Origin of the sequence: Microbacterium caowuchunii, assembly GCF_008727755.1 — a bacterium.
Classification (GTDB): Bacteria; Actinomycetota; Actinomycetes; order Actinomycetales; family Microbacteriaceae; genus Microbacterium; species Microbacterium caowuchunii.
In genome coordinates this window covers 2,533,428-2,553,293 of sequence record NZ_CP044231.1, presented here as the reverse complement: position 1 = coordinate 2,553,293, position 19,866 = coordinate 2,533,428, and the positions used below count along the sequence as shown (strand labels likewise).

The 19,866-nt window shown below is 70.1% G+C and carries 18 protein-coding genes; 13 read left to right on the top strand and 5 right to left on the bottom strand.

Annotation, left to right across the window (positions count from 1 at the left end; translation table 11 throughout):
• Window positions 1–55 precede the first annotated feature (55 nt).
• The 3 genes from rarD (at window position 56) to F6J84_RS12150 (ending at window position 3,760) form a co-directional block, all read left to right on the top strand.
• Complete coding sequence (gene rarD, locus F6J84_RS12160; RefSeq protein ID WP_150974104.1) at window positions 56–1,009, top strand: EamA family transporter RarD; 954 nt, start codon at window positions 56–58, stop codon at window positions 1,007–1,009.
• 173 nt (window positions 1,010–1,182) lie between these two features.
• The gene (locus F6J84_RS12155; protein ID WP_150974103.1) at window positions 1,183–2,457 is read left to right on the top strand and encodes an ABC transporter substrate-binding protein; all 1,275 of its coding nucleotides are present in this window, start codon (window positions 1,183–1,185) and stop codon (window positions 2,455–2,457) included.
• A 439-nt stretch (window positions 2,458–2,896) separates the two neighbouring features.
• On the top strand, window positions 2,897–3,760 hold the full coding sequence (locus tag F6J84_RS12150; RefSeq protein ID WP_420846199.1) for a hypothetical protein: 864 nt from the start codon (window positions 2,897–2,899) through the stop codon (window positions 3,758–3,760).
• A gap of 167 nt (window positions 3,761–3,927) precedes the next feature.
• On the opposite strand, the gene F6J84_RS12145 is transcribed toward F6J84_RS12150, so the two are convergent.
• Genes F6J84_RS12145 through F6J84_RS12130 form a run of 4 tightly spaced genes read right to left on the bottom strand, consistent with a single transcriptional unit; the run spans window position 3,928 to window position 7,959 of the window.
• Window positions 3,928–4,668 (bottom strand): ABC transporter ATP-binding protein, encoded by a 741-nt coding sequence (locus F6J84_RS12145; protein ID WP_150974099.1) that lies wholly within the window; start codon window positions 4,666–4,668, stop codon window positions 3,928–3,930.
• On the bottom strand, window positions 4,665–5,660 hold the full coding sequence (locus F6J84_RS12140; protein WP_150974097.1) for an ABC transporter ATP-binding protein: 996 nt from the start codon (window positions 5,658–5,660) through the stop codon (window positions 4,665–4,667). The genes F6J84_RS12145 and F6J84_RS12140 overlap by 4 nt, the downstream gene beginning before the upstream one ends.
• Window positions 5,650–6,630, bottom strand: coding sequence for a branched-chain amino acid ABC transporter permease (locus F6J84_RS12135; protein WP_150892037.1), 981 nt, complete (start codon window positions 6,628–6,630; stop codon window positions 5,650–5,652). Before F6J84_RS12135 ends, F6J84_RS12140 begins: the two co-directional genes overlap by 11 nt.
• 9 nt (window positions 6,631–6,639) lie before the next feature.
• The gene (locus F6J84_RS12130) at window positions 6,640–7,959 is read right to left on the bottom strand and encodes a branched-chain amino acid ABC transporter permease (protein ID WP_420846158.1); all 1,320 of its coding nucleotides are present in this window, start codon (window positions 7,957–7,959) and stop codon (window positions 6,640–6,642) included.
• 259 nt (window positions 7,960–8,218) lie between these two features.
• Between F6J84_RS12130 and guaB the strand changes: the two genes are divergently transcribed.
• The 7 genes from guaB (at window position 8,219) to guaA (ending at window position 15,004) form a co-directional block, all read left to right on the top strand.
• The gene (gene guaB / locus F6J84_RS12125) at window positions 8,219–9,721 is read left to right on the top strand and encodes an IMP dehydrogenase (RefSeq protein ID WP_150974096.1); all 1,503 of its coding nucleotides are present in this window, start codon (window positions 8,219–8,221) and stop codon (window positions 9,719–9,721) included.
• Between the two features lie 95 nt (window positions 9,722–9,816).
• Complete coding sequence (locus F6J84_RS12120) at window positions 9,817–10,464, top strand: TMEM175 family protein (protein WP_150974094.1); 648 nt, start codon at window positions 9,817–9,819, stop codon at window positions 10,462–10,464.
• Between the two features lie 25 nt (window positions 10,465–10,489).
• Window positions 10,490–10,768 (top strand): DUF2277 domain-containing protein, encoded by a 279-nt coding sequence (locus F6J84_RS12115; protein ID WP_150974092.1) that lies wholly within the window; start codon window positions 10,490–10,492, stop codon window positions 10,766–10,768.
• Window positions 10,769–10,817: 49 nt separating this feature from the next.
• On the top strand, window positions 10,818–11,933 hold the full coding sequence (locus F6J84_RS12110) for a GuaB3 family IMP dehydrogenase-related protein (RefSeq protein ID WP_150974804.1): 1,116 nt from the start codon (window positions 10,818–10,820) through the stop codon (window positions 11,931–11,933).
• A gap of 88 nt (window positions 11,934–12,021) precedes the next feature.
• Window positions 12,022–12,774 (top strand): SURF1 family protein, encoded by a 753-nt coding sequence (locus F6J84_RS12105; protein WP_150974803.1) that lies wholly within the window; start codon window positions 12,022–12,024, stop codon window positions 12,772–12,774.
• Window positions 12,775–12,944: 170 nt separating this feature from the next.
• Complete coding sequence (locus tag F6J84_RS12100) at window positions 12,945–13,427, top strand: DUF3817 domain-containing protein (RefSeq protein ID WP_150974090.1); 483 nt, start codon at window positions 12,945–12,947, stop codon at window positions 13,425–13,427.
• A complete protein-coding gene (gene guaA / locus F6J84_RS12095) occupies window positions 13,424–15,004 on the top strand; it encodes a glutamine-hydrolyzing GMP synthase (RefSeq protein WP_150974088.1) in 1,581 nt (526 codons plus the stop codon). Before F6J84_RS12100 ends, guaA begins: the two co-directional genes overlap by 4 nt.
• Window positions 15,005–15,091: 87 nt before the next feature.
• Here the strand turns inward: guaA and F6J84_RS12090 are convergent, their stop codons facing one another.
• Window positions 15,092–16,630 carry an OmpA family protein gene (locus tag F6J84_RS12090; RefSeq protein ID WP_150974086.1) on the bottom strand — a complete coding sequence of 513 codons (1,539 nt, stop codon included), beginning with the start codon at window positions 16,628–16,630 and terminating at the stop codon, window positions 15,092–15,094.
• Between the two features lie 177 nt (window positions 16,631–16,807).
• Between F6J84_RS12090 and F6J84_RS12085 the strand changes: the two genes are divergently transcribed.
• The 3 genes from F6J84_RS12085 (at window position 16,808) to F6J84_RS12075 (ending at window position 19,865) form a co-directional block, all read left to right on the top strand.
• A complete protein-coding gene (locus F6J84_RS12085) occupies window positions 16,808–17,257 on the top strand; it encodes a nitroreductase family deazaflavin-dependent oxidoreductase (RefSeq protein WP_150974083.1) in 450 nt (149 codons plus the stop codon).
• The gene (locus F6J84_RS12080) at window positions 17,254–18,642 is read left to right on the top strand and encodes a glycosyltransferase (protein WP_150974081.1); all 1,389 of its coding nucleotides are present in this window, start codon (window positions 17,254–17,256) and stop codon (window positions 18,640–18,642) included. Before F6J84_RS12085 ends, F6J84_RS12080 begins: the two co-directional genes overlap by 4 nt.
• Before the next feature lie 131 nt (window positions 18,643–18,773).
• Complete coding sequence (locus F6J84_RS12075) at window positions 18,774–19,865, top strand: hypothetical protein (protein WP_150974079.1); 1,092 nt, start codon at window positions 18,774–18,776, stop codon at window positions 19,863–19,865.
• The last annotated feature ends 1 nt before the right edge of the window (window position 19,866 follow it).

The window sequence follows — 19,866 nt, the reverse complement described above, 5'->3', positions numbered from 1 at the left end:
GCCCTTCGTGGTTCCTGCGACCCGCGCGTGCGCCGGCCGGACCTAGGCTGGGCCGGTGACACCGACTCCTCCCGCCGAGCAGCGCACCGCCGGCGGCCTCTACGCCTTCGGCGCGTACGCACTCTGGGGCTTCCTCCCGCTGTACTTCGTCCTGCTGGCGCCGATCGGTCCGTTCGAGATCGTCGCCTGGCGGATCCTGCTTTCGCTCGTCTTCTGCGCGATCCTCATCGCCGTGACGCGCTCGTGGCGCCGGCTGGTCGCCATCCTGCGTCAGCCCCGTCTGGTCGGGCTGACCGTCCTCGCCGGGCTGCTGATCTACGTGAACTGGCAGGTGTACCTCGTCGGCGCCCTCACCGGGCACGTCATCGAGACGAGCCTCGGGTACTTCATCAACCCGATCGTGACCGTCCTGCTCGGTGTGCTGCTGCTGCGCGAGCGACTGCGCATCGCCCAGTGGGTCGCGATCTCCCTGGCGGCGGCCGCGGTCGTGGTCATCGTCGTCGGGTACGGCGCGTTCCCCTGGATCGCGCTCAGCCTCGCGTTCTCGTTCGCCTTCTACGGGCTGGTCAAGAAGAAGATCGGGCCGTCCGTCGACGCCGTGAGCGGACTGACCCTGGAGTCGCTCTGGTTGGCCCCCGTCGCCATCGTGCAGCTCGCCGTCGTGGCAGCGCTCGGCGGCCTGGCGTTCACCTCGGTGGGGGGCGGCAAGCTGCTCCTGCTCGCCTGCGCCGGCGTCGCCACCGCGGTTCCGCTGCTGATGTTCGCGTCGGCGGCCCGCCGGGCCTCGCTCACGACGCTCGGGATCATGCAGTTCGTCGCGCCGGTGCTCCAGTTCATCATCGGCGTCTGGCTGCTCGGCGAGCAGATGACGCTCGGCCGCTGGATCGGTTTCGCCATCGTCTGGGTCGCTCTGGTCATCCTGACCGTGGACTCCGTCGTCGCCGCCCGAGCCGCCCGGCGGACGCGTCGTGAGGCATCCCGCGTCCCGGACGTCCCGGACCTGGTCTGACGCGCGCCACGCGGCGTTCGTCGGGGACGGCGCGGAAGCCGTCACGGGACCGTGACCGGGATGTATCACATCGTTAACGCACCGCAACAATGCGGTGCGCTTGGTGTGACTAGTGTGAACACACTGGTCCGGCCCCGGCCTTCGGGGCCGCGTTTCACACATCAAGGAGCACTATGAACGTCTTGAATCGTTCGCGCTCGGGCAAGATCCTCGGCGGTATCGCCGTGGTCGGTGTCAGCGCGCTCTTTCTCGCCGGTTGCTCGGGCGGAGGCGGAAGCGAAAGCTCCTCGGACGCACCCGACGCAGGCGGCGAGCTCGCTCTGAAGATCGGCACCGCGCTGCCGCAGACGGGCAACCTCGCGTTCCTGGGCCCGCCGGAGGAAGCGGGCGTCCTGTTCGCCCAGTCGCAGATCAATGATGTCTCTGCGGACACCGGGCTGACCCTGGACGTCGTCTTCGGCGACTCCGGTGACACGGACAACAAGGCGTACGAGACCGAGATCCCGCGTCTGCTCGGCGAGAACGTCTCCGCCATCATCGGCGCAGCATCCTCGGGCACGTCGCTGCAGTTCATCGACCAGGTCGTGGGAGCCGGGGTCATCCAGTTCTCGCCCGCGAACACGTCGGACGCTTTCACCACGTACGAGGACAACGACCTGTACTTCCGTACGGCGCCCTCGGACGTGCTGCAGGGGGAGGTGCTGGGCAACCTCATCGCCGAGGACGGCAACCAGACCCTGGGGCTGCTGGTGCTCAACGACTCGTACGGCACGGGGCTCGCGAAGTACATCACGGAGTCCTTCGAGGCCGCCGGCGGCGAGGTCGTCGCCGCGCCGACCTACAACACCGGTGACACCACGTTCGACGCGCAGATCAGCGAGCTGCTCGCGGCCGACCCGGACGCGATCGCGCTGATCACGTTCGAAGAGGTCAAGACCATCCTGCCGACTCTGTTCGGGGCGTTCCCGGCAGAGGACCTGTACTTCGTCGACGGCAACCTCGCGCAGTTCGGCGAGGAGTTCCCGGCGGGTTCGCTCACCGGCGCGAAGGGGACCTTCCCGGGCACGAACGTCGACGACCTCGCCGCCTTCACGACCGACCTGAACGAGTTCTGGGTCAGCGAGGGCAACGACGAGCTCACCGAGTACACCTACGGTGCGGAGTCGTACGACGCCACTATCCTGATCGCGCTGGCGAGCCTCGCTGCCGGCTCGACGGAGGGTGCGGAGATCGCGGCGAAGCTGCAGGAGGTCTCCGGCGGCTCGGGTGACGGCGAGAAGTGCACGACGTACGCGGACTGCGCCGAGATCATCCTCGGTGGCGGCACGGCCGATTACGACGGCATCTCCGGACCGATCACGTTCGACGAGGTCGGCGACCCGACCGAGGCGACGATCGGCATCTACCAGTTCGGCGAAGACAACCGCTACAGCGCGTACGAGGGCTGATCCCTCCCCGCTGAGCAGACGACGGTCCCGGTCCTCGGACCGGGGCCGTCGTCGTTCCCAGGTGGTGGGTGGTGGGTGCGGGGTGCGGGGCGGTGCGTCCCGGACAACATTCCGGAATAGCTTCCGGTTGGCCCGGCTCACGGCGGACACCGCGGGGAGGGCCGTGGGTATTCCGGAGTGTTGACCACGTAGGAGGTCATGGTGCCTCTCCTCCCGGGGCGGGGGCCCAGTCGGCCCTACGCCGGGGTCACGGCGGATATGCCGGAACAACCCCGACGCAGCGCTACGCGCCGGCGTCCGGGCCCGGGCGCGGGTCCTTTGTCCCGGAATGCTGACCGCGGATCCGGCCTCCACAGCGGGACCATCGGGGTGTCTGTCCACCGCAGAGCCCTGCCGCCGTCGGAGGGTGAGGCTACCGCGGGATGCTGCCGTGGTGCTCATGCATCCCGACCGTGTGTACGCGCACGCCGACCTGAGGAGCTGGGGACTGTCCCAGCGGCGCATCACGCACCTCGTACGCTCGGGTGAACTGCTGCGGCCGCGCCAGGGTGTATACCTGCATCCCGCTTCCTCGTCCGCGGCGACTCTGGCCGCACACGTCGGCGGTCTCGTCGGCTGCACGACACTGCTCGCGGAACGGGGGGTGTTCGTCCTGGACCGCGGGCCGGTCCACGTGCAGGTCCCGGTGCACGCGACCCGCCTCCGTTCGGCCTCCTCGGTGCGCCTGCACTGGGCGCCGCTCCACCGCAGGCCCGATCCCCGTGCGATGCACGTAGACGTGTTCGACGCGCTCCTGCAGGCGACGTCGTGTCAGCCGGCACGTGCGGCGATCGCCACGCTCGACAGTGCGCTGCACCTCGGACTCGTGCGGGCGGATGAGGTGGACGAGATCTTCCACCTGCTCCCGCTGCGTCGCCGGGCGCTTGCGCCGCTGGTCGACGGCCGGGCGGAGGCGGGGTCGGAGACGTTCATCCGGCTGCTCCTGCGTTCGCTCGGCCTGCGTTTCGAGTGTCAGGTCTGGATCGACGGCGTGGGGCGCGTCGACTTCCTCGTGGAAGGGTGGCTCGTCATCGAGTGCGACAGCCGTGCGCACCACGGTGGGTGGGAGGCGCAGGTCGCCGACCGGCGACGTGACCTGCGACTCGCGGAGCGCGGCTACGCGTGCATCCGCCCGATCGCCGCGGACATCTTCGCCGATGCGCCGACCATCGGCCGGGCCGTCGTCGCGATGCTGGCCGGCCTCGGGCCGCGGACGGTCAGCACTCCGGACCTTCGGCGTCGCCGGAGGTCCGGACAGGGTTGAGCAGGGCGGAACGTGCGGTTCTTCCGGAAGGTTGTCCGGGCACCCGGCACGCCAACCCGAGCAGGCATCGCCCTGCCAGGGCGTCCCGCGGCGCGCGCCCCGGGCGCGCACACCGGGTCCGGCGCGCCCCGGGCACACACCGCGTCCGGCACCCGCGGGCGAGTGGGTCAGGTACCGAGGGTGCCCAGGTACAGCTCGGTGACCTTGGGATCTCCCAGCAGCTCCCGCCCGGTGCCGGTGTAGGCATCCCGTCCCTGGTCGAGGACGTATCCGCGGTCGCAGATCTGCAGGCAACGGCGGGCGTTCTGCTCGACCATGATGCAGGTGACGCCGGCCTTGTTGATCTCGGACACCCGGATGAAGGCCTCGTCCTGACGCACGGGGGAGAGGCCGGCGGACGGCTCGTCCAGGAGCAGGACCTTCGGGTCCATCATCAGGGCGCGGCTCATCGCGACCATCTGCCGTTCGCCGCCGGAGAGCGAGCCCGCACGCTGCTTGAGCCGCGCGCCCAGCTCGGAGAAGATCCCCGTCACGAACTCCAGGCGCTCCTTGTACGCGGACGGGCGCTGGTACAGCCCCATCTGCAGGTTCTCCTCGATCGTGAGACTGGGGAAGACGTTGTTGCTCTGCGGGATGAACCCGACCCCGCGTTTGACGAGCTTGTCCGGCTTCTGTCCGGTGATGTCGTCGCCCTCGAGCGACACCGTCCCCGAACGCACGTTCACCTGACCGAAGATGGCGCGCAGGAGCGTCGACTTACCGGCACCGTTGGGCCCGATGATGCCGATCAGCTCGCCCTGATGAGCGACCAGCGAACATCCGTTGAGGATGTTGACGCCGGGCAGGTACCCGGCGTGTACGTCGTCGACGAAGACCACGGGGGTCCCGGTCTGCACGGGAGCGCTCATTTCTCGGTCTCCTCTTCGGCGATGCCCTCATCCACCAGCTTTTCCGCGGAGGCGACGGCGGACTTCTCCGCATCCGTGGTGGGGTCCGCGTCGACCACATCGATCCTGCCGGTGACGACGCCGAGGTCCAGCTCCTGGTGCGCGCCCAGGTAGGCGTCGATCACCGCGGGGTTCCGCATCACGGTGTGCGGGTCGCCCTCGGCGACGATCCGGCCCTCCGCCATCACGATCACCCAGTCCGCGATGTGGCGCACCATGTGCATGTCGTGTTCGACGAACAGGACCGTCATGCCCTCGTCCTTCAGATCCAGGATCTTCTCGAGGAGGGACTGGGTGAGGGCGGGGTTCACCCCCGCCATCGGCTCGTCGAGCATGACGAGCGTCGGCTCGGTCATGAGGGCGCGGGCCATCTCCAGCAGCTTCCGCTGGCCGCCCGACAGGCTGGCCGCGAAATCCGCGGCCTTGGTGTCGAGCTTGAACTTGGCCAGCAACGCCATGGCGCGTTCCTCGATCTCGGCGTCCTGCTTGCGCCAGAGCGCCGGGAGCATCCCGGCCCAGAACCGCTCGCCCCGCTGACCGGTCGCGCCCAGCTTCATGTTGTCGAGCACCGTCAGCAGGCCCAGCGCCTTGGTGAGCTGGAACGTGCGCACGAGTCCCATACGCGCCACCTTGTAGGCGGGCATGTTCGAGAGTGAACGTCCTTCGAAGCTCCAGGTTCCGGCGTTGGGCTTGTCGAAGCCGGTGAGCAGGTTGAACAGGGTCGTCTTGCCGGCACCGTTGGGGCCGATCAGTGCGGTGATGGCGCCGCGCGGGATCTCGATGTGGTCGACGTCCACCGCGTTGATGCCGCCGAACGTGCGACGGACGTCGTCGGCGACGATGATCGGGTCGACCTTGGCGACGCCGGGCGCCGCCTCGCCGACGTGGAGGCCGGTGGTCTTCTCGCGCGGGGCGGGGACGACGACGGATTCGGCCGGGTTCTCACTTGACAAAGGTCAGCTCCTTCTTGTTGCCGAGCAGACCCTGTGGCATGAAGATGACCAGCAGCATCAGCGCGACGCCGACGAGGATGAACCGCAGCGTACCCGCCTGGATCTGCGACATGAAGGGGAGTACCCCGGCTTGCACCAGTGCGGGCAGCACGTTGGAGAGGAAGGTCTGCAGCACCCAGAAGATCAGCGAGCCCAGCAGCGGCCCGAAGACCGTCGCCGCACCGCCCAGCAGGAGGGCCGTCCAGACGAAGAAGGTCAGCGACGTCACGTAGACGCCGGGGCTGACCGCCGATGGCAGGGCGTACACGATGCCTCCGGCCGCGGCGAGCACCCCGCCGAGCACGAGCGACTGCATCTTGTACGCGTACACGTTCTTGCCGAGGGAGCGGACCGCATCCTCGTCCTCGCGGATGCCCTTGAGCGCGCGGCCCCAGGGGCTGCGCATCAGCATCCAGACGACGAGGACGGCGAACGCGAGGGTCAGCAGACCCATGATGCGCACCCACCACTGGTTCTCGTTGTATGTCCAGGGGCCGAGGCCGTACGTCCCTTCCGGCAGCGGGTTGGCTGCCCGGAAGCTGCCGTGGTAGCCGCTCAGCCCGTCGGCGGAACCGGTGACCTCGTCGAAGGCCGTCGTGAGGAAGAGCAGGCGCACGACCTCGGCGGCCGCGATCGTCACGATGGCGAGGTAGTCCCCGCGCAACCGCAGCGTCGGGATGCCGAGGATGAGGGCGAACAGCGCCGCCGCCACCAGGCCGATGATGGCACCGAGCCACCAGGGGAGTCCGAAGCTCAGGATGGAGATCGCGTAGCCGTAGGCGCCGATCGCCATGAAGCCGGCGATGCCCATGTTGATCAGGCCGGCGTAGCCGAAGTGCACCGCGAGTCCGAGGGCGGCCAGCGCGTAGCCGATGGTCGCCGGACTCAGGATGGAGGAGGCGGTGTTGGAGAAGATCTGAAGCCAGTCCATGGGTTCGCCCTAACCTATTCTCTCGCGGCGGCCGAGGATGCCCTGTGGTCGGAAGAGCAGGATGACGATGAGGACGAACAGCGCGCTCGCGTACTTGAGGTCGGACGGGATCCAGAGGCTGGACACCTCGACCAGGAGCCCCACGATGATCGCGCCGATCAGCGCACCGTACGCCGTGCCGAGCCCGCCGAGGATGACGGCGGCGAACATCAGCAGGAGGAGCTGCGCGCCCATGTCCCACTTGATGCCCGGACGGTAGTAGGCGTAAAGGATGCCGGCGAGACCGGCGAGTCCGCCGGCGACGATCCAGACCACCCGCACGACGTGGTCGACGTCGATGCCGGATGCCGCCGCGAGCGAGGAATTGTCCGAGATCGCCCGGGTCGCCTTCCCCAGCCGGGAGCGGGTCAGCCACAGGGCGAAGGCGACGATGACGACGATCGAGATCCCGATCGAGATCATGTCGATGATCCCCATCTGCACCGAGCCGAAGAGGTTGAACTTCGGCGCGGAGGCGTAGGGGAGCTGGATGGTGCCGCCGCCGATGAAGAACTGGTAGACGTAGCGCAGCGCGAGTGAGAGGCCGATGCTCACGATCATCAGCTGCACGACCCCCACCCGGCGCCGCCGGAGCGGGCGCCAGAGCAGGGCATCCAGGACGAACCCGAATCCGGCGCTCAGGATCACGGCCAGCGGATAGCCGAGCCACCAGGGGAGCGCGAAGCTCGCGGGGCCGACCAGGAGCAGGGCGACGATGGCGCCGAAGCTGACCATCTCGCCGTGCGCGAAGTTGGAGATACCGGTCGTGCCGTACACGAGGGTCAACCCGACGGCGGCGAGGGCCAGCATGAGCCCGAAGCTCAGGCCCTGGACGACGCGCTGGACGAGCTGGTCGGCGAAGCCGGTGACGTTGCGTTCCCCTTCGCCGATGAAGAAGTTGACCGTGACACGGCCGCCCGCCCCGACATCCACCTCCTTCTCGTTGGGGGTGTCCGATGCCTCGTCGACGACCGCGATACCCTCGGGCAGGGTGTCCTCGTCGAGGGTGACCGTGTACGTGTCGCGCTCGGGGACGCCGACGCGCCATTGGCCCTTCTCGTCGGTGGTCACGGTCTGTTCCCCGCCGGGGCCGTCGACGACGAGCTCGACTCCTTCGAGCGGTTGCCCGTCGAGCTGGACGTTGCCGCTGATCCGGTAGGGATCGTCTTCTGCGGCCAGGGCGGGACTGGGCAGAGCGAGGAGGCTGAGCAGCATCGCGATCGCCGCACCGAGCAGTGCGGTGAACAGGACGCGTCGCCTCGGGCGCTGCGCTGTGGTCGTGGGCCTCACTGATCCTCCAGGTGGCTCGGCCACCGTACGACGACATGTCCATCGGCAGTGACGAACACCGTACGAGCGTAGTGTGTCGAGGGTGTTTCGGGGCGGGAAACCGCGGAACTCGTTCGCGGCGGCCCCCTCTCCCTCGCGCGCGGGAATGAACACGGTCTCCGCGCGCTTAGAATCGGTGGACGGCGGGAGGATCGGCTCTCCCGCGCGCCGGTCGATGCCGTCCTGTTCGATGTGCACCGTCGGCAGGGGAGGAGAACTCATGGACAACCACGATCCGTTCGGCTTCGTCGGACTGACCTACGACGACGTCCTGCTGCTGCCCGGACATACCGACGTGATCCCCAGTGAGGCGGACACGTCCTCCCGGGTGACGCGGCGGATCACGGTCGCGACGCCGCTGATCGCCGCGGCGATGGACACGGTCACCGAGACCCGGATGGCGATCGCGATCGCCCGTGAGGGGGGTCTCGGCATCCTGCACCGGAACGTCTCGATCGCGGAGCAGGCCGCCATGGTCGACCGCGTCAAGCGCAGCGAGTCCGGGATGATCTCCGACCCGGTCACCACCACGGCCGACGCGACGATCGAAGAGGTCGACGCGCTCTGCGCCAAATACCGCATCTCCGGGCTCCCCGTCATCGACGACGATGGCCGTCTCATCGGCATCGTCACCAACCGCGACATCCGGTTCGTCTCCGGCTTCGAGCGCAAGAGCACGTACGTGCGCGACGTGATGACCCGCGAGGGCCTCATCACCGCGCCCGTCGGCGTCAGCGCCGGCGACGTCATCGCGGCGTTCGCGAAGCACCGCGTCGAGAAGCTGCCCCTGATCGACGACGACGGCAAGCTGGCCGGGCTCATCACCATCAAGGACTTCGACAAGAGCGAGAAGTATCCGCTCGCCACCAAGGACGACCAGGGCCGGCTCCGGGTCGGTGCCGCCATCGGGTTCTTCGGCGACGCGTTCGAGCGCGCGCAGGCCCTGCGCGACGCGGGCGTGGACGTGCTGGTCGTGGACACGGCCAACGGGCAGTCCGCGGGCGTCATCGACATGGTCCGCCGCCTGAAGGCCGACGACTCCTTCGCGCACATCGACATCATCGGCGGCAACGTCGCGACCCGTGAGGGTGCGCAGGCGCTCGTCGACGCCGGCGTCGACGCGGTGAAGGTCGGGGTCGGGCCGGGCTCCATCTGCACGACCCGTATCGTCGCCGGCGTAGGGGTCCCGCAGGTCACCGCCATCTACGAGGCGTACCAGGCCGCCCGCGAGGCCGGCGTCCCGGTCATCGCCGACGGCGGGCTCCAGTACTCCGGCGACATCGCCAAGGCGCTCGTGGCGGGCGCGGACACGGTGATGCTCGGGTCGCTGTTCGCCGGTACCGATGAGTCGCCCGGGGAGATCGTGTTCCAGGGCGGTAAGCAGTTCAAGCAGTACCGCGGCATGGGATCGCTCGGGGCGCTGCAGACGCGGGGCAAGAAGACCTCGTACTCCAAGGACCGGTACTTCCAGGCCGACGTCCCGAACGACGACAAGCTCATCCCCGAGGGGATCGAGGGGCAGGTGGCCTACCGCGGCCCGCTGTCGGCGGTCGCGTACCAGCTCGTCGGGGGCCTGCGTCAGTCGATGTTCTACGTCGGCGCGCGCACGATCGAGGAGCTGAAGGCCAAGGGCCGGTTCGTCCGCATCACGCCCGCCGGTCTCAAGGAGTCCCACCCGCACGACGTGCAGATCGTCGTGGAGGCCCCGAACTACAAGCGCTGAGCGCAGGCACCGCGAGCGGGCCCGCCGCGGCCCCGCTCGCGGTGCTCGCCCGCGCCGGGCCGCACCCGTGGCCCGCGCGCCGCTACAGTGTGCCCATGATCCGGCGACGTCACCCCGCAGCCGACCTGGCGACGACCCGGCTGGAGGCCTTCACCGACGGCATCTTCGCCATCGCGGCCACGCTGCTGGTCCTCGACCTCACGTCCCACACGGTCGGCGACGTCGGCTCCGACACCGAGCTCTGGGCGGCCCTCGGTCACATGTGGCCGCTGTTCCTGAACTTCTCCCTCAGCTTCGTCCTGTTGTGCCTGCTGTGGATGACGCACGTGCAGCAGTTCGAACACGTCGCCCGGGTCGACCCGGCGATGGTGTGGCTGAACAACGGTCGTCTCCTGTTCATCGTGCTCATCCCGTTCGCCACCGGGCTCACCACCGAGTACTCCTCGTACGTGGCCGGCCGGATGGCGGTGCCCGTCGCGTTCTTCTTCGCGATCCTGTTCAGCCGGCTGCAATGGGAATGGGCGGTTCGCCGTCGGTCGGTCATGCTCCCGGACCTCACGGACGAAGAGGCCCGCAGCTCCGGACGGGGTGCGCTGAGTGCCCTGATCATCGCCGCGGTCGTGGTCGCGCTCTCCCCGCTGGTCGGGTCCCTCGCCTTCCTGCTCTGGTTCGCCGACGGACTGCTGACCAGGCTGCTGCGCGGCGAGGGGATATCCCGCGAACCGCGGGGCGGTGACGACTGAGCGCGTGCGGCGTATCGTTCCGGGCATGTGCCGCAACATCCACACCCTGCACAACTTCGAGCCCGCCGCATCCGACGCCGAGGTCCACGCCGCCGCGCTGCAGTACGTGCGCAAGATCGCGGGGACCACGAAGCCGTCGAAGGCGAACCAGGAGGTCTTCGACCGTGCCGTGCATGAGATCGCCCACGCCACGCAGCACCTGCTGGCGGGCCTCGTGAGCACGGCCCCGCCGAAGAACCGCGAGGAGGAGGCGGAGAAGGCGCGCGACCGCGCCGTCAGATCGGGCCGATACGCGCAGGTCTGATCCGCCGGGCGTGCTCGCAGGGAGCCCCGACTAGGCTGGAGGGGTGACGATGGAGATCGAGATCGGCCGCGCCAAGCGCGCCCGCCGCGCATACACGTTCGACGACATCGCTGTCGTACCCTCCCGGCGGACCCGCAACCCCGAGGATGTGTCGACCGCCTGGTCGATCGACGCGTTCAGCTTCGACATCCCGGTCCTCGGCGCACCCATGGACTCTGTCGTGTCGCCCCGCACGGCGATCATGCTCGGCCAGCTCGGCGGCCTCGGCGTCCTCGACCTGGAAGGTCTGTGGACCCGGTACGACGACCCCGAGCCGCTCCTCGCCGAGATCGCCGGACTGCCCGATGACGAGGCGACGCTGCGGATGCAGCAGCTCTACAGCGAGCCGATCAAGCCCGAGCTCGTCCGGGACCGGCTGGCGGAGATCCGTGCCGCCGGCGTCACCGTGGCAGGTGCCCTCACCCCGCAGCGCACGCAGGACCTCTACGAGACGGTCGTCGCTGCCGGTGTCGACCTGTTCGTCATCCGGGGCACCACCGTGTCGGCGGAGCACGTGTCCTCGGTCGCCGCGCCGCTGAACCTGAAGAAGTTCATCTACGACCTCGACGTGCCGGTCATCGTGGGCGGCGCCGCGACCTACACGGCGGCGCTGCACCTGATGCGCACCGGCGCTGCAGGCGTCCTCGTCGGCTTCGGCGGCGGAGCCGCCTCGACCACCCGCGCAACGCTGGGGCTGCACGCCCCGATGGCGACGGCGGTGGCGGATGTCGCCGGCGCGCGGCGCGACTACCTGGACGAGTCCGGCGGGCGTTACGTGCACGTCATCGCCGACGGCGGCGTGGGCACGTCCGGCGACATCGTCAAGGCGCTCGCGATGGGCGCCGACGCGGTCATGCTGGGCGTGGCGCTCGCTCGGGCCACCGACGCGCCCGGCCACGGTTTCCACTGGGGTCCCGAGGCGCACCACTCCCGCCTGCCGCGCGGTCGCCGCGTGCACGTCGACCAGGTCGGCACGCTGGAGGAGGTCCTGTACGGTCCCGCCCCGGTGGCGGACGGCACGGCCAACCTGATCGGCGCGGTGCGCAAGTCCATGGCCACGACCGGGTACTCCGACCTCAAGGAGTTCCAGCGGGTCGAGGTCGTCGTCGCGCCGTACAGCCGGTGACCACGTTCTCCGGCGGTGTGATCCGGTGAACGATCAGCCCGTCCCCGCATCCGAGCCCGAGGTCTTCCCGCCGACGCTGCGCGAGGTGATGCTGCGTCCGCAGTGGATCCTGATGCTCCTGCTGTGCCTGGTGGTCGCCGGCATCTTCGCCTGGCTCGGCCAGTGGCAGCTCGGCCGGGCGGTCGACACCGCGCCGCGGGAAGAAGGCGCGACGGAGCAGGTGATGCCGATCGAGGATGTCGTGGAACCGGGCTCCTACCTGACCGATCCCCTCGTCGGACAGCGCGTCGTCGCGACCGGCGCCTTCGTGCCGGACGATTTCATCGTCGTCTCCTCGCGCTTCAACGACGGGGAGCAGGGCTACTGGGTGACCGGTCAGTTCCGCATCGACGCCCCGACGCCGACCTCCGTCGCCGTCGCGCTGGGGTGGGCGGAGACCCTCGACGAGGCCGAGGCCGCGGCATCCGCGCTCGCCGCCGAAGCGGGGGAGACCCTCGAGGTGACCGGACGTCTCATCCCGGATGAAGGCATCCTCCCGCCGGGCCCCGGCGTCGACCCGTTCGAGCTCACGCGGATGTCTCCCGCGGCCCTGCTCGGTCGCTGGCACGACGTCACGGACCTCGACGTGTACCGGCAGTTCATCGTGTCCGACGAACCCGCGGCCGGGCTGGTCACCATCCATTCCCCGGCGCCGGATTCCGGGACGACGGTGAACTGGCTGAACATCTTCTACGCCGCCGAGTGGGTGATCTTCGCCGGCTTCGCCTTCTACCTCTGGTATCGGCTGGCCAAGGACGCCTGGGAGAAGGAGATCGAGGACCTCGAAGAGGCCTCTGCCTGACCCCCGCCTTTCTCGCGAGACTGCACGTGATCCACGAGACGGACGCTGGTTACGTCCGTCTCGTGCGGGGTATGCAGTCTCGCGGGAAGTGGGGCCGTCGCGCGCCGCAGGAGCCCTCGGTAGCGCCCCGCGCGGGGGAGGCGCCCAGGCGCCGCGGGTAGGATGGAGGCATGCCCCAGCCCAAACTCGCCTCCTTCCCGGCGATCCGTGGGGCGCTGCGCTTCTACCAGATCTGCTCGGTCATCACGGGTATCGGTCTGCTGCTCCTGGTCGCGGAGATGATCCTCAAGTACACGCCGCTCGCGGTGGAGGTCTTCGCCGGCGGCTCGGGCGGATTCCTGTGGCTGGCGCCCGTCGTCCCCGGTCCCGAGGGGGAGCTGCTCTCCACCGGCGACGGACTGAACCTCTCGCTCGGCATCCTCGTCGTCCACGGCTGGTTCTACGTCGTGTACCTCTTCGCATGCTTCCGCATCTGGAGCCTGATGCGGTGGCCGCTCTGGCGCCTGCTGCTGCTGGCCGCCGGTGGCATCGTCCCCTTCCTGTCGTTCGTCATGGAGGCCATCGTGGCCCGTGACATCAAGACGTACCTCGCCGCGCGTGAAGCGGCCGAGGCCGTTCCCGCACCCGCAGCCGCAACAGAGAGCCCCCGGTGACAGAGCAGACCGAAACCTCCCAGCGTCCCGTCCTGGTCGTCGACTTCGGCGCGCAGTACGCGCAGCTGATCGCCCGACGCGTCCGTGAGGCGGGCGTGTACAGCGAGATCGTCCCGCACACCGCCACCGCAGAGGAGATCTCGGCCAAGAACCCGGTCGGGATCATCCTGTCCGGCGGCCCGTCCTCCGTGTACGAGCCGGGTGCTCCCAGCCTCGACGCCGGCGTCTTCGACCTCGGCGTCCCGACCCTCGGCATCTGCTACGGCTTCCAGGTCATGGCCAAGACCCTGGGCGGCGAGGTCGCCAACACGGGCCTGCGCGAATACGGCGCGACGGATGCCACGATCATCACCGACAACGTCCTCCTCGACGGCCAGCCGGTCGAGCAGAACGTGTGGATGAGCCACGGCGACCAGGTCGCCGAAGCCCCCCCCGGCTTCCAGGTGCTCGCCCGCACCGCGGCCACGCCGGTCGCCGCGTTCGGCGACGACGTCCGCAAGTTCTACGGCGTGCAGTGGCACCCCGAGGTGAAGCACTCCGACCACGGTCAGGCGGTGCTCGAGAACTTCCTCCACCGCGCCGCGGGTCTTCCCTCGGACTGGAACAGCGGCAACGTGATCGCCGAGCAGGTGGAGAAGATCCGCGCGCAGATCGGCAGCAGCCGGGTGATCTCCGCCCTGTCCGGTGGCGTGGACTCCGCGGTCTCCACCGCGCTCGTGCACAAGGCGGTCGGCGACCAGCTGACGGCCGTGTTCATCGATCACGGGCTCCTGCGCAAGGGTGAGCGCGAGCAGGTCGAGAACGACTACGTCGCCTCGACCGGCGTCCGGCTCATCACGGTCGACGCGCGGGAGACCTTCCTGAACGCGCTGGCCGGTGTCAGCGACCCGGAACAGAAGCGCAAGATCATCGGGCGCGAGTTCATCCGCGCGTTCGAGAAGGTGCAGTCCGACCTCATCGCCGAGGCGGCGGCGGAGGGCGACCCCATCCGCTTCCTCGTGCAGGGCACGCTCTACCCCGACGTCGTGGAATCCGGTGGCGGCACCGGTACGGCGAACATCAAGAGCCACCACAACGTGGGCGGTCTCCCCGAGGACATGCAGTTCGAGCTCGTCGAGCCGCTGCGGACCCTCTTCAAGGACGAGGTGCGCGCGATCGGCCGCGAGCTGGGGCTGCCCGAGGCCATCGTCGGCCGCCAGCCGTTTCCGGGGCCCGGCCTCGGCATCCGGATCGTGGGCGAGGTCACCGCTGATCGTCTCGAGATCCTGCGTGACGCCGACGCCATCGCCCGCGCCGAGCTGACCAAGGCCGGTCTCGACAACGAGATCTGGCAGTGCCCGGTGGTGCTGCTCGCGGACGTCCGTTCGGTGGGCGTGCAGGGCGACGGCCGCACGTACGGTCACCCGATCGTGCTGCGTCCGGTCTCGTCCGAGGACGCGATGACCGCCGACTGGACGCGTCTGCCGTACGACGTACTCTCCAAGATCTCGAACCGCATCACGAACGAGGTGCGCGACATCAACCGCGTGGTGCTCGATGTGACCTCGAAGCCCCCGGGGACCATCGAGTGGGAGTGATGTGAGGGATGCCCCGGGCCGTGCGCCCGGGGCATCCGTCGTACGCGGGGTCACGTCGGGTGGCCGACGCGTGGGATGCCGCGCCGCTCACTCGATCGGGATGTCGGTGAGGCGGTAGGTCGTCGACCACGCCGACCCGCCGTCGGTCTCCAGCGTCAGGGTCTCGGCATCCGGTACGTCGGGGAAGAGAGCGAGGAAGCGCAGCGTCTGTCCGCCCGAGGCGCCGTCACGCCCCTCGGTCTGGCCGGCCAGGCGCCACTGGACGTCCGATCCCCTCGCGCCGATCGGGTAGTCCAGCGGATACAGCGCGCTCGTGCCGACCACGAGACGCGGTGCGAACGGGTAGAGCCGCGTGCCGGCACCCTCTCCGCGGTAGCTCCACGGCCCGGGCGAGAGGTTCGCGACCGTGCCCACACGGTACGCGCCGTCGTCGGTGCGCGTCGCTTCGACCACGACCGACAGCATCCCGTCCACCCTTCGCGCCGAAGGCACCGCGACCTGGAAGGTGCCCGCGGCGCCCAGGTCCAGCTCCACGCCCTCGGGACCGGGGGCGATCGGCCCGTCTTCGAACGGCGGCAACTGGCCCTCGGCAGCGACCTCGGTCTGGCTCAACCGGGTGGTGGTGAGGGTGAGGGACACGCGTCGATTCAGCTGCCGGTTCGCGTCGGAGTCGTTGGCAGCCACCGGCGCGCTCTCGCCCCGGCCCGATGGGCGCAGCTCGAACTCGTCCGATTCCAGGAGGCTGCCGAGGGCGTCGGCGACGGCCGCGGCCCGCGCCTCCGACAGTGCCTGGTTCGACGCATCGTCGCCGACGTCGTCGGTGTGGCCCACGATGTCGACCACGCCGGCTTCACGAGTGCCGAGGGTCTCGACGACGCTGCCCAGGATCGTCGCGGCATCCGCGCCGAGTTCGGCCGACCCGAAGGCGAACAGCACGTCGCCGCTGAGGCTGATCTGCAGCGTTTCGCTCGACTGCGTGACCTGCACCGCCCCGTCCAGCTCGCGCGTGGTGCTCTCCAGCGGCACCACCGGGGCCTGGTCGATGTCGTCCAGGGCCAGGTCATCCTCGGTTTCCGGCGGCTCCCCGTCGACGACCGGGAACGCATCGAGGTAGGCGCCGGGGAGCACGAGCCCCATCGCGGCATCCGCCTCTTCGGGGGCGGCGAAGACCCGCTGCAGCCGTACGGGTTCGGCCCTCACGGTCAGCGACCGTGTGACCACGCTGCCGATCGGGGCGCCGGCCGCATCGACGGCGGGAAGATGGATGCTTCCTGAGGTCGCGTCGATCAGCCGCAGGGCGCCGCCGGCCACCGGTACGCCGGGTATCGTCTCCAGGTCGAACCATGCACTGGGGGAGATGAACTCCTCGCCTTCGGGAAGCTCGACCGCGGTGATATCGGCCGTGAGGACGAGGTGGTCATCGATCCGGACGAGGGGATGGAGCGCGACCTCGATCTCTCCGCCGGAACCGGTCACGGTGACCGTTTCGACGACCTCGACGACCTCGTCGGTCGCGGCCGGGGTATCGGCGGGGTCGGGGTCGGGGGCGGGCGCCGCGGCGCATCCGGTGAGCACGAGGGCCAGTGCCAGTGCCGCGCCGTATGCCGATCGTTGTGCCGTACCCATACTGTTTCCCCCCTGTCGTCGCCGCGGTACCCGTGCCCGCGGTGGTGTGTCCGAGCGTATCGACGCGGACCGCGCGGGCACTTTGCGATTGACAAAACACCGCCCGAGCCTCTCTGCTCCGCCGGCGCGGATGCCGGCGCGGATGCCGACGCGTGGCGGACGCGGCAGGATGGGGGTATGAGCGATCGGTTCGTGCGGCCCACGGCGGTGGACGCGGTGGTGAACCGCGTCGTCGGATTCCTCACCCGCATCGGTCTGCCGCTCGCGGGCAGCCGCGTGCTCGCGGTGCGCGGACGCACGAGCGGGGAGTGGCGCACGACGCCGGTCAATCCGCTGCGGGTCGGCGGGGGCGTCTATCTCGTCGCGCCCCGGGGTCATGCGCAGTGGGTGCGGAACCTCCGCGTGGCCGGCGCAGGAGAGCTGCGCGTGCGGGGACGGGCGACCGCGTTCCGCGCCATCGAGGTGCGCGATGACGACAAGCCTCCGATCCTGCGCGCGTATCTGAAGTCCTGGGCGTGGGAGGTGGGCCGCTTCTTCGAGAACGTCGACGCGGGGTCGCCCGACGAGCGACTGCGCGAGGTCGCGCCGGGGTTCCCGGTGTTCCGGATCGAGCAGGTGGCGGGGTGACCGACTTCCCCGACGCGTGGTACGTGAGCCTGTCGAGCCGGCTCGTCCCCGACCTCGACGGCGGCTTCACGATCGCAGCGCTCCGGCGCGCTCGGCACATGGCCGACGCTGGCGTGGACGGCGGGCGGGGGCCCGTGCTGCTCACCGTCGATCCGGGCACGCACGCGGATCACGACGCGCATCGTGCGGAGTTCGTGCGGAGAGGGCTGCTGGAGGACCCCGCGCGGCTGCGCAACCTGTTCGACGAGGCGGCCGATCCGCACGGCGGCGCCGCCGCGTGGCTGCGGGCGGCCGCGCACGCCGGCGAACCGGATCCGGCGTTGACGTACCGCGAGATCCCCGGTGCGGACGGTCGCGCGGTGCTCGAACTGCCGGTGCTCGCGGGCGATCCGGATTGGCACATCAGCACGGCACCCGTCGTCGTGCGCGCACGCGGCGGCGCGGTCGCGGGCGTCCTGGACGGCTTCGGTGCGCTGTACCGCGCGTGGCTGGACACGGTCGTCGCGGGCCTGCGCGCGCTCGCGGACAAGCCGGTCGCTGTGGTGTGCGAGTCGCGTCAGCTCGGCGAACTGCTCGTCGGGTGGGCGGATCCGGACGTGCGCCTCATACACGCGATCCACACGATCCACCTCGAGCCGCCGTACACGCCCGACGCGGGGCTGAACCCGTTGTGGACGCGCTGGTTCCCGCTCGCCGAGCGCTTCGACGCCGTGCTGTGGCCCACCGCCGCGCAGCACCGCGACGTGAGCGCGCGTTTCGGCGCGTCGGACGTGCATGTCGTGGCTCCGCACGGCGTCGCCGCCGCGGCATCCGTCGTCCCCGCGCGCGCGCGGGACGCGGGCCGCGTCGTGATGCTCGGCCGCCTCGCGCCGGGCAAGCGCGTGGATGCCGCGATCCGTGCGTTCGCGCGCGTCGTGGCGGCCGTGCCGCATGCGCGCCTCGACGTGTACGGCGAGGGCGCCGAGCGCGACCGCCTGCAAGCCCTCATCGAGGAGCGCGGCCTCGCCGCGCACGTCGCGCTGCGTGGCGCGACGCTGGATCCGCGTCGTGTGCTCGACGAGGCGTCGGTGTATCTGCAGACCTCGGCGTTCGAGGGGCAGGGGCTCGCGCTCGCGGAGGCACTCGCACACGGGTGCCCCGCCGTCGTGTTCGACATCCGCTACGGGCCGCGCGACCTGCTCGCGCACGGCGGCGGGATCCTCGTTCCCGACGGCGATGAGGACGCGCTCGCGGCCGCGCTCATCGACGTCCTCACGGATGCCGCACGGCGCGCGCGCCTCGCGCGCGACGCGGTCGCGGTATCCCGTGCGGTGGATGCCGAGCACGCGATGAGCGCACTCGCGTCGGCCGTGGCGGACGTGCTCGCGCGTCCGCGGCGCACCTGATCCGGCAGGGTCAGACCGCTGATTCCGCGGAGACACGGCGCGGCCGCGATCGGCGGCAGCGGCGTTTTGGCGCGGCATAGCCGGATCTATAGGCTCGGCTGAAGAGGACGAATACCGGGGGGAAGCGGACCTTGCCAATGCTGTCGGACGAGCTCGCGGGTGAGTCGTCTCGCATCGACCTTGAGCGCGCCGTCACCCTGGACGACGTGACGGGAGCGCTCGAGCGGCTCCGGCTCGGCTGCGGGGCCGTCTCATACGCGACGCTGGCGGCGAGGATCGGGGATCGCCGCGCCGGGTCGGGCCTGTCGCCCGCAGCGGCCCGCGTCCCGCGCTCCACGGTCTACGACGCGTTCCGCGCCGGCCGCACGCGGATCAATCCGGCGCTCATCGGCGAGATCGTCCTCGCGCTGACCGACGACGCGGATGAGGCGAGGCGCTGGCGCGAGCGCGCTGTCGACGTCATGGCGGGGGTTCCGCCGACGCCGCTGCGACCGCCCGTTCCCGAGGTGCGCGTCACCCCCGACGCCGGCCACGCGCTCGTCGCCGCGACGCAGGCGAAGCAGCATCGGCGTCCCCTGGTCGCGCTCCTCATCGTGGTCGCGGCCTTCGCGCTGAACAACCTCGGCGGGCAGTTCGTCGCCGACATCGGCGTCCCGCTTTTCCTCGACATGACGGGCACCGCGGTCGCTGCGCTCGTCCTCGGCCCGTGGTACGGCGTCGCGGCGGCGCTCGCGAACAACATGCTGGGCTCGCTGCTGGAGGGCGATCCGAACACGCTCTGGTTCGCACTCGTGAACGTGGCCGGCGCGCTGATCTGGGGGTACGGGGTGCGCGCGTGGGGGATGGGCAAGACTGCGCTGCGCTTCCTCCTGCTCAATGCGATCGTCTCCGTCGCGTGCTCGATCGTCGCCGTGCCGATCCTCGTGCTCGTGTTCGGCGGTTCGACCGGGCACACCGGGGAGGATGCCCTGGGTGCGCTCGTCGCCGCGCTCGGCGCTGGGCTGTGGACGGCCGTCTTCTCGACGAACCTCGTCCTCTCCCTCGTCGACAAGCTCATCAGCGGCTACCTCGGTCTGCTGGGCGTCTGGCTCTTCGCGCGGTACGGGGATATCCGGCCCGCCTTCGGCAAGGACTGGGTCCCGGGGGCCGACCCCCGGGACCCGGTCCCACCTCCGAGCCCGCAGCGTGAGAGCGGGAGCAGCCGCTCGAAGTCGGCGCCGTAGG

Bases quoted from the DNA above. Each gene is read 5' to 3' on its own strand.
- F6J84_RS12105 (WP_150974803.1), top strand. From the start codon at position 12,022: ATGCTGCGTCCGCAGTGGATCCTGATGCTCCTGCTGTGCCTGGTGGTC.
- F6J84_RS12085 (WP_150974083.1), top strand. From the start codon at position 16,808: ATGAGCGATCGGTTCGTGCGGCCCACGGCGGTGGACGCGGTGGTGAAC.
- F6J84_RS12110 (WP_150974804.1), top strand. From the start codon at position 10,818: ATGGAGATCGAGATCGGCCGCGCCAAGCGCGCCCGCCGCGCATACACG.
- F6J84_RS12155 (WP_150974103.1), top strand. From the start codon at position 1,183: ATGAACGTCTTGAATCGTTCGCGCTCGGGCAAGATCCTCGGCGGTATC.
- F6J84_RS12090 (WP_150974086.1), bottom strand. From the start codon at position 16,630: ATGGGTACGGCACAACGATCGGCATACGGCGCGGCACTGGCACTGGCC.
- F6J84_RS12120 (WP_150974094.1), top strand. From the start codon at position 9,817: ATGATCCGGCGACGTCACCCCGCAGCCGACCTGGCGACGACCCGGCTG.
- F6J84_RS12145 (WP_150974099.1), bottom strand. From the start codon at position 4,668: ATGAGCGCTCCCGTGCAGACCGGGACCCCCGTGGTCTTCGTCGACGAC.
- guaB (WP_150974096.1), top strand. From the start codon at position 8,219: ATGGACAACCACGATCCGTTCGGCTTCGTCGGACTGACCTACGACGAC.
- F6J84_RS12150 (WP_420846199.1), top strand. From the start codon at position 2,897: ATGCATCCCGACCGTGTGTACGCGCACGCCGACCTGAGGAGCTGGGGA.
- F6J84_RS12100 (WP_150974090.1), top strand. From the start codon at position 12,945: ATGCCCCAGCCCAAACTCGCCTCCTTCCCGGCGATCCGTGGGGCGCTG.
- F6J84_RS12135 (WP_150892037.1), bottom strand. From the start codon at position 6,630: ATGGACTGGCTTCAGATCTTCTCCAACACCGCCTCCTCCATCCTGAGT.
- F6J84_RS12115 (WP_150974092.1), top strand. From the start codon at position 10,490: ATGTGCCGCAACATCCACACCCTGCACAACTTCGAGCCCGCCGCATCC.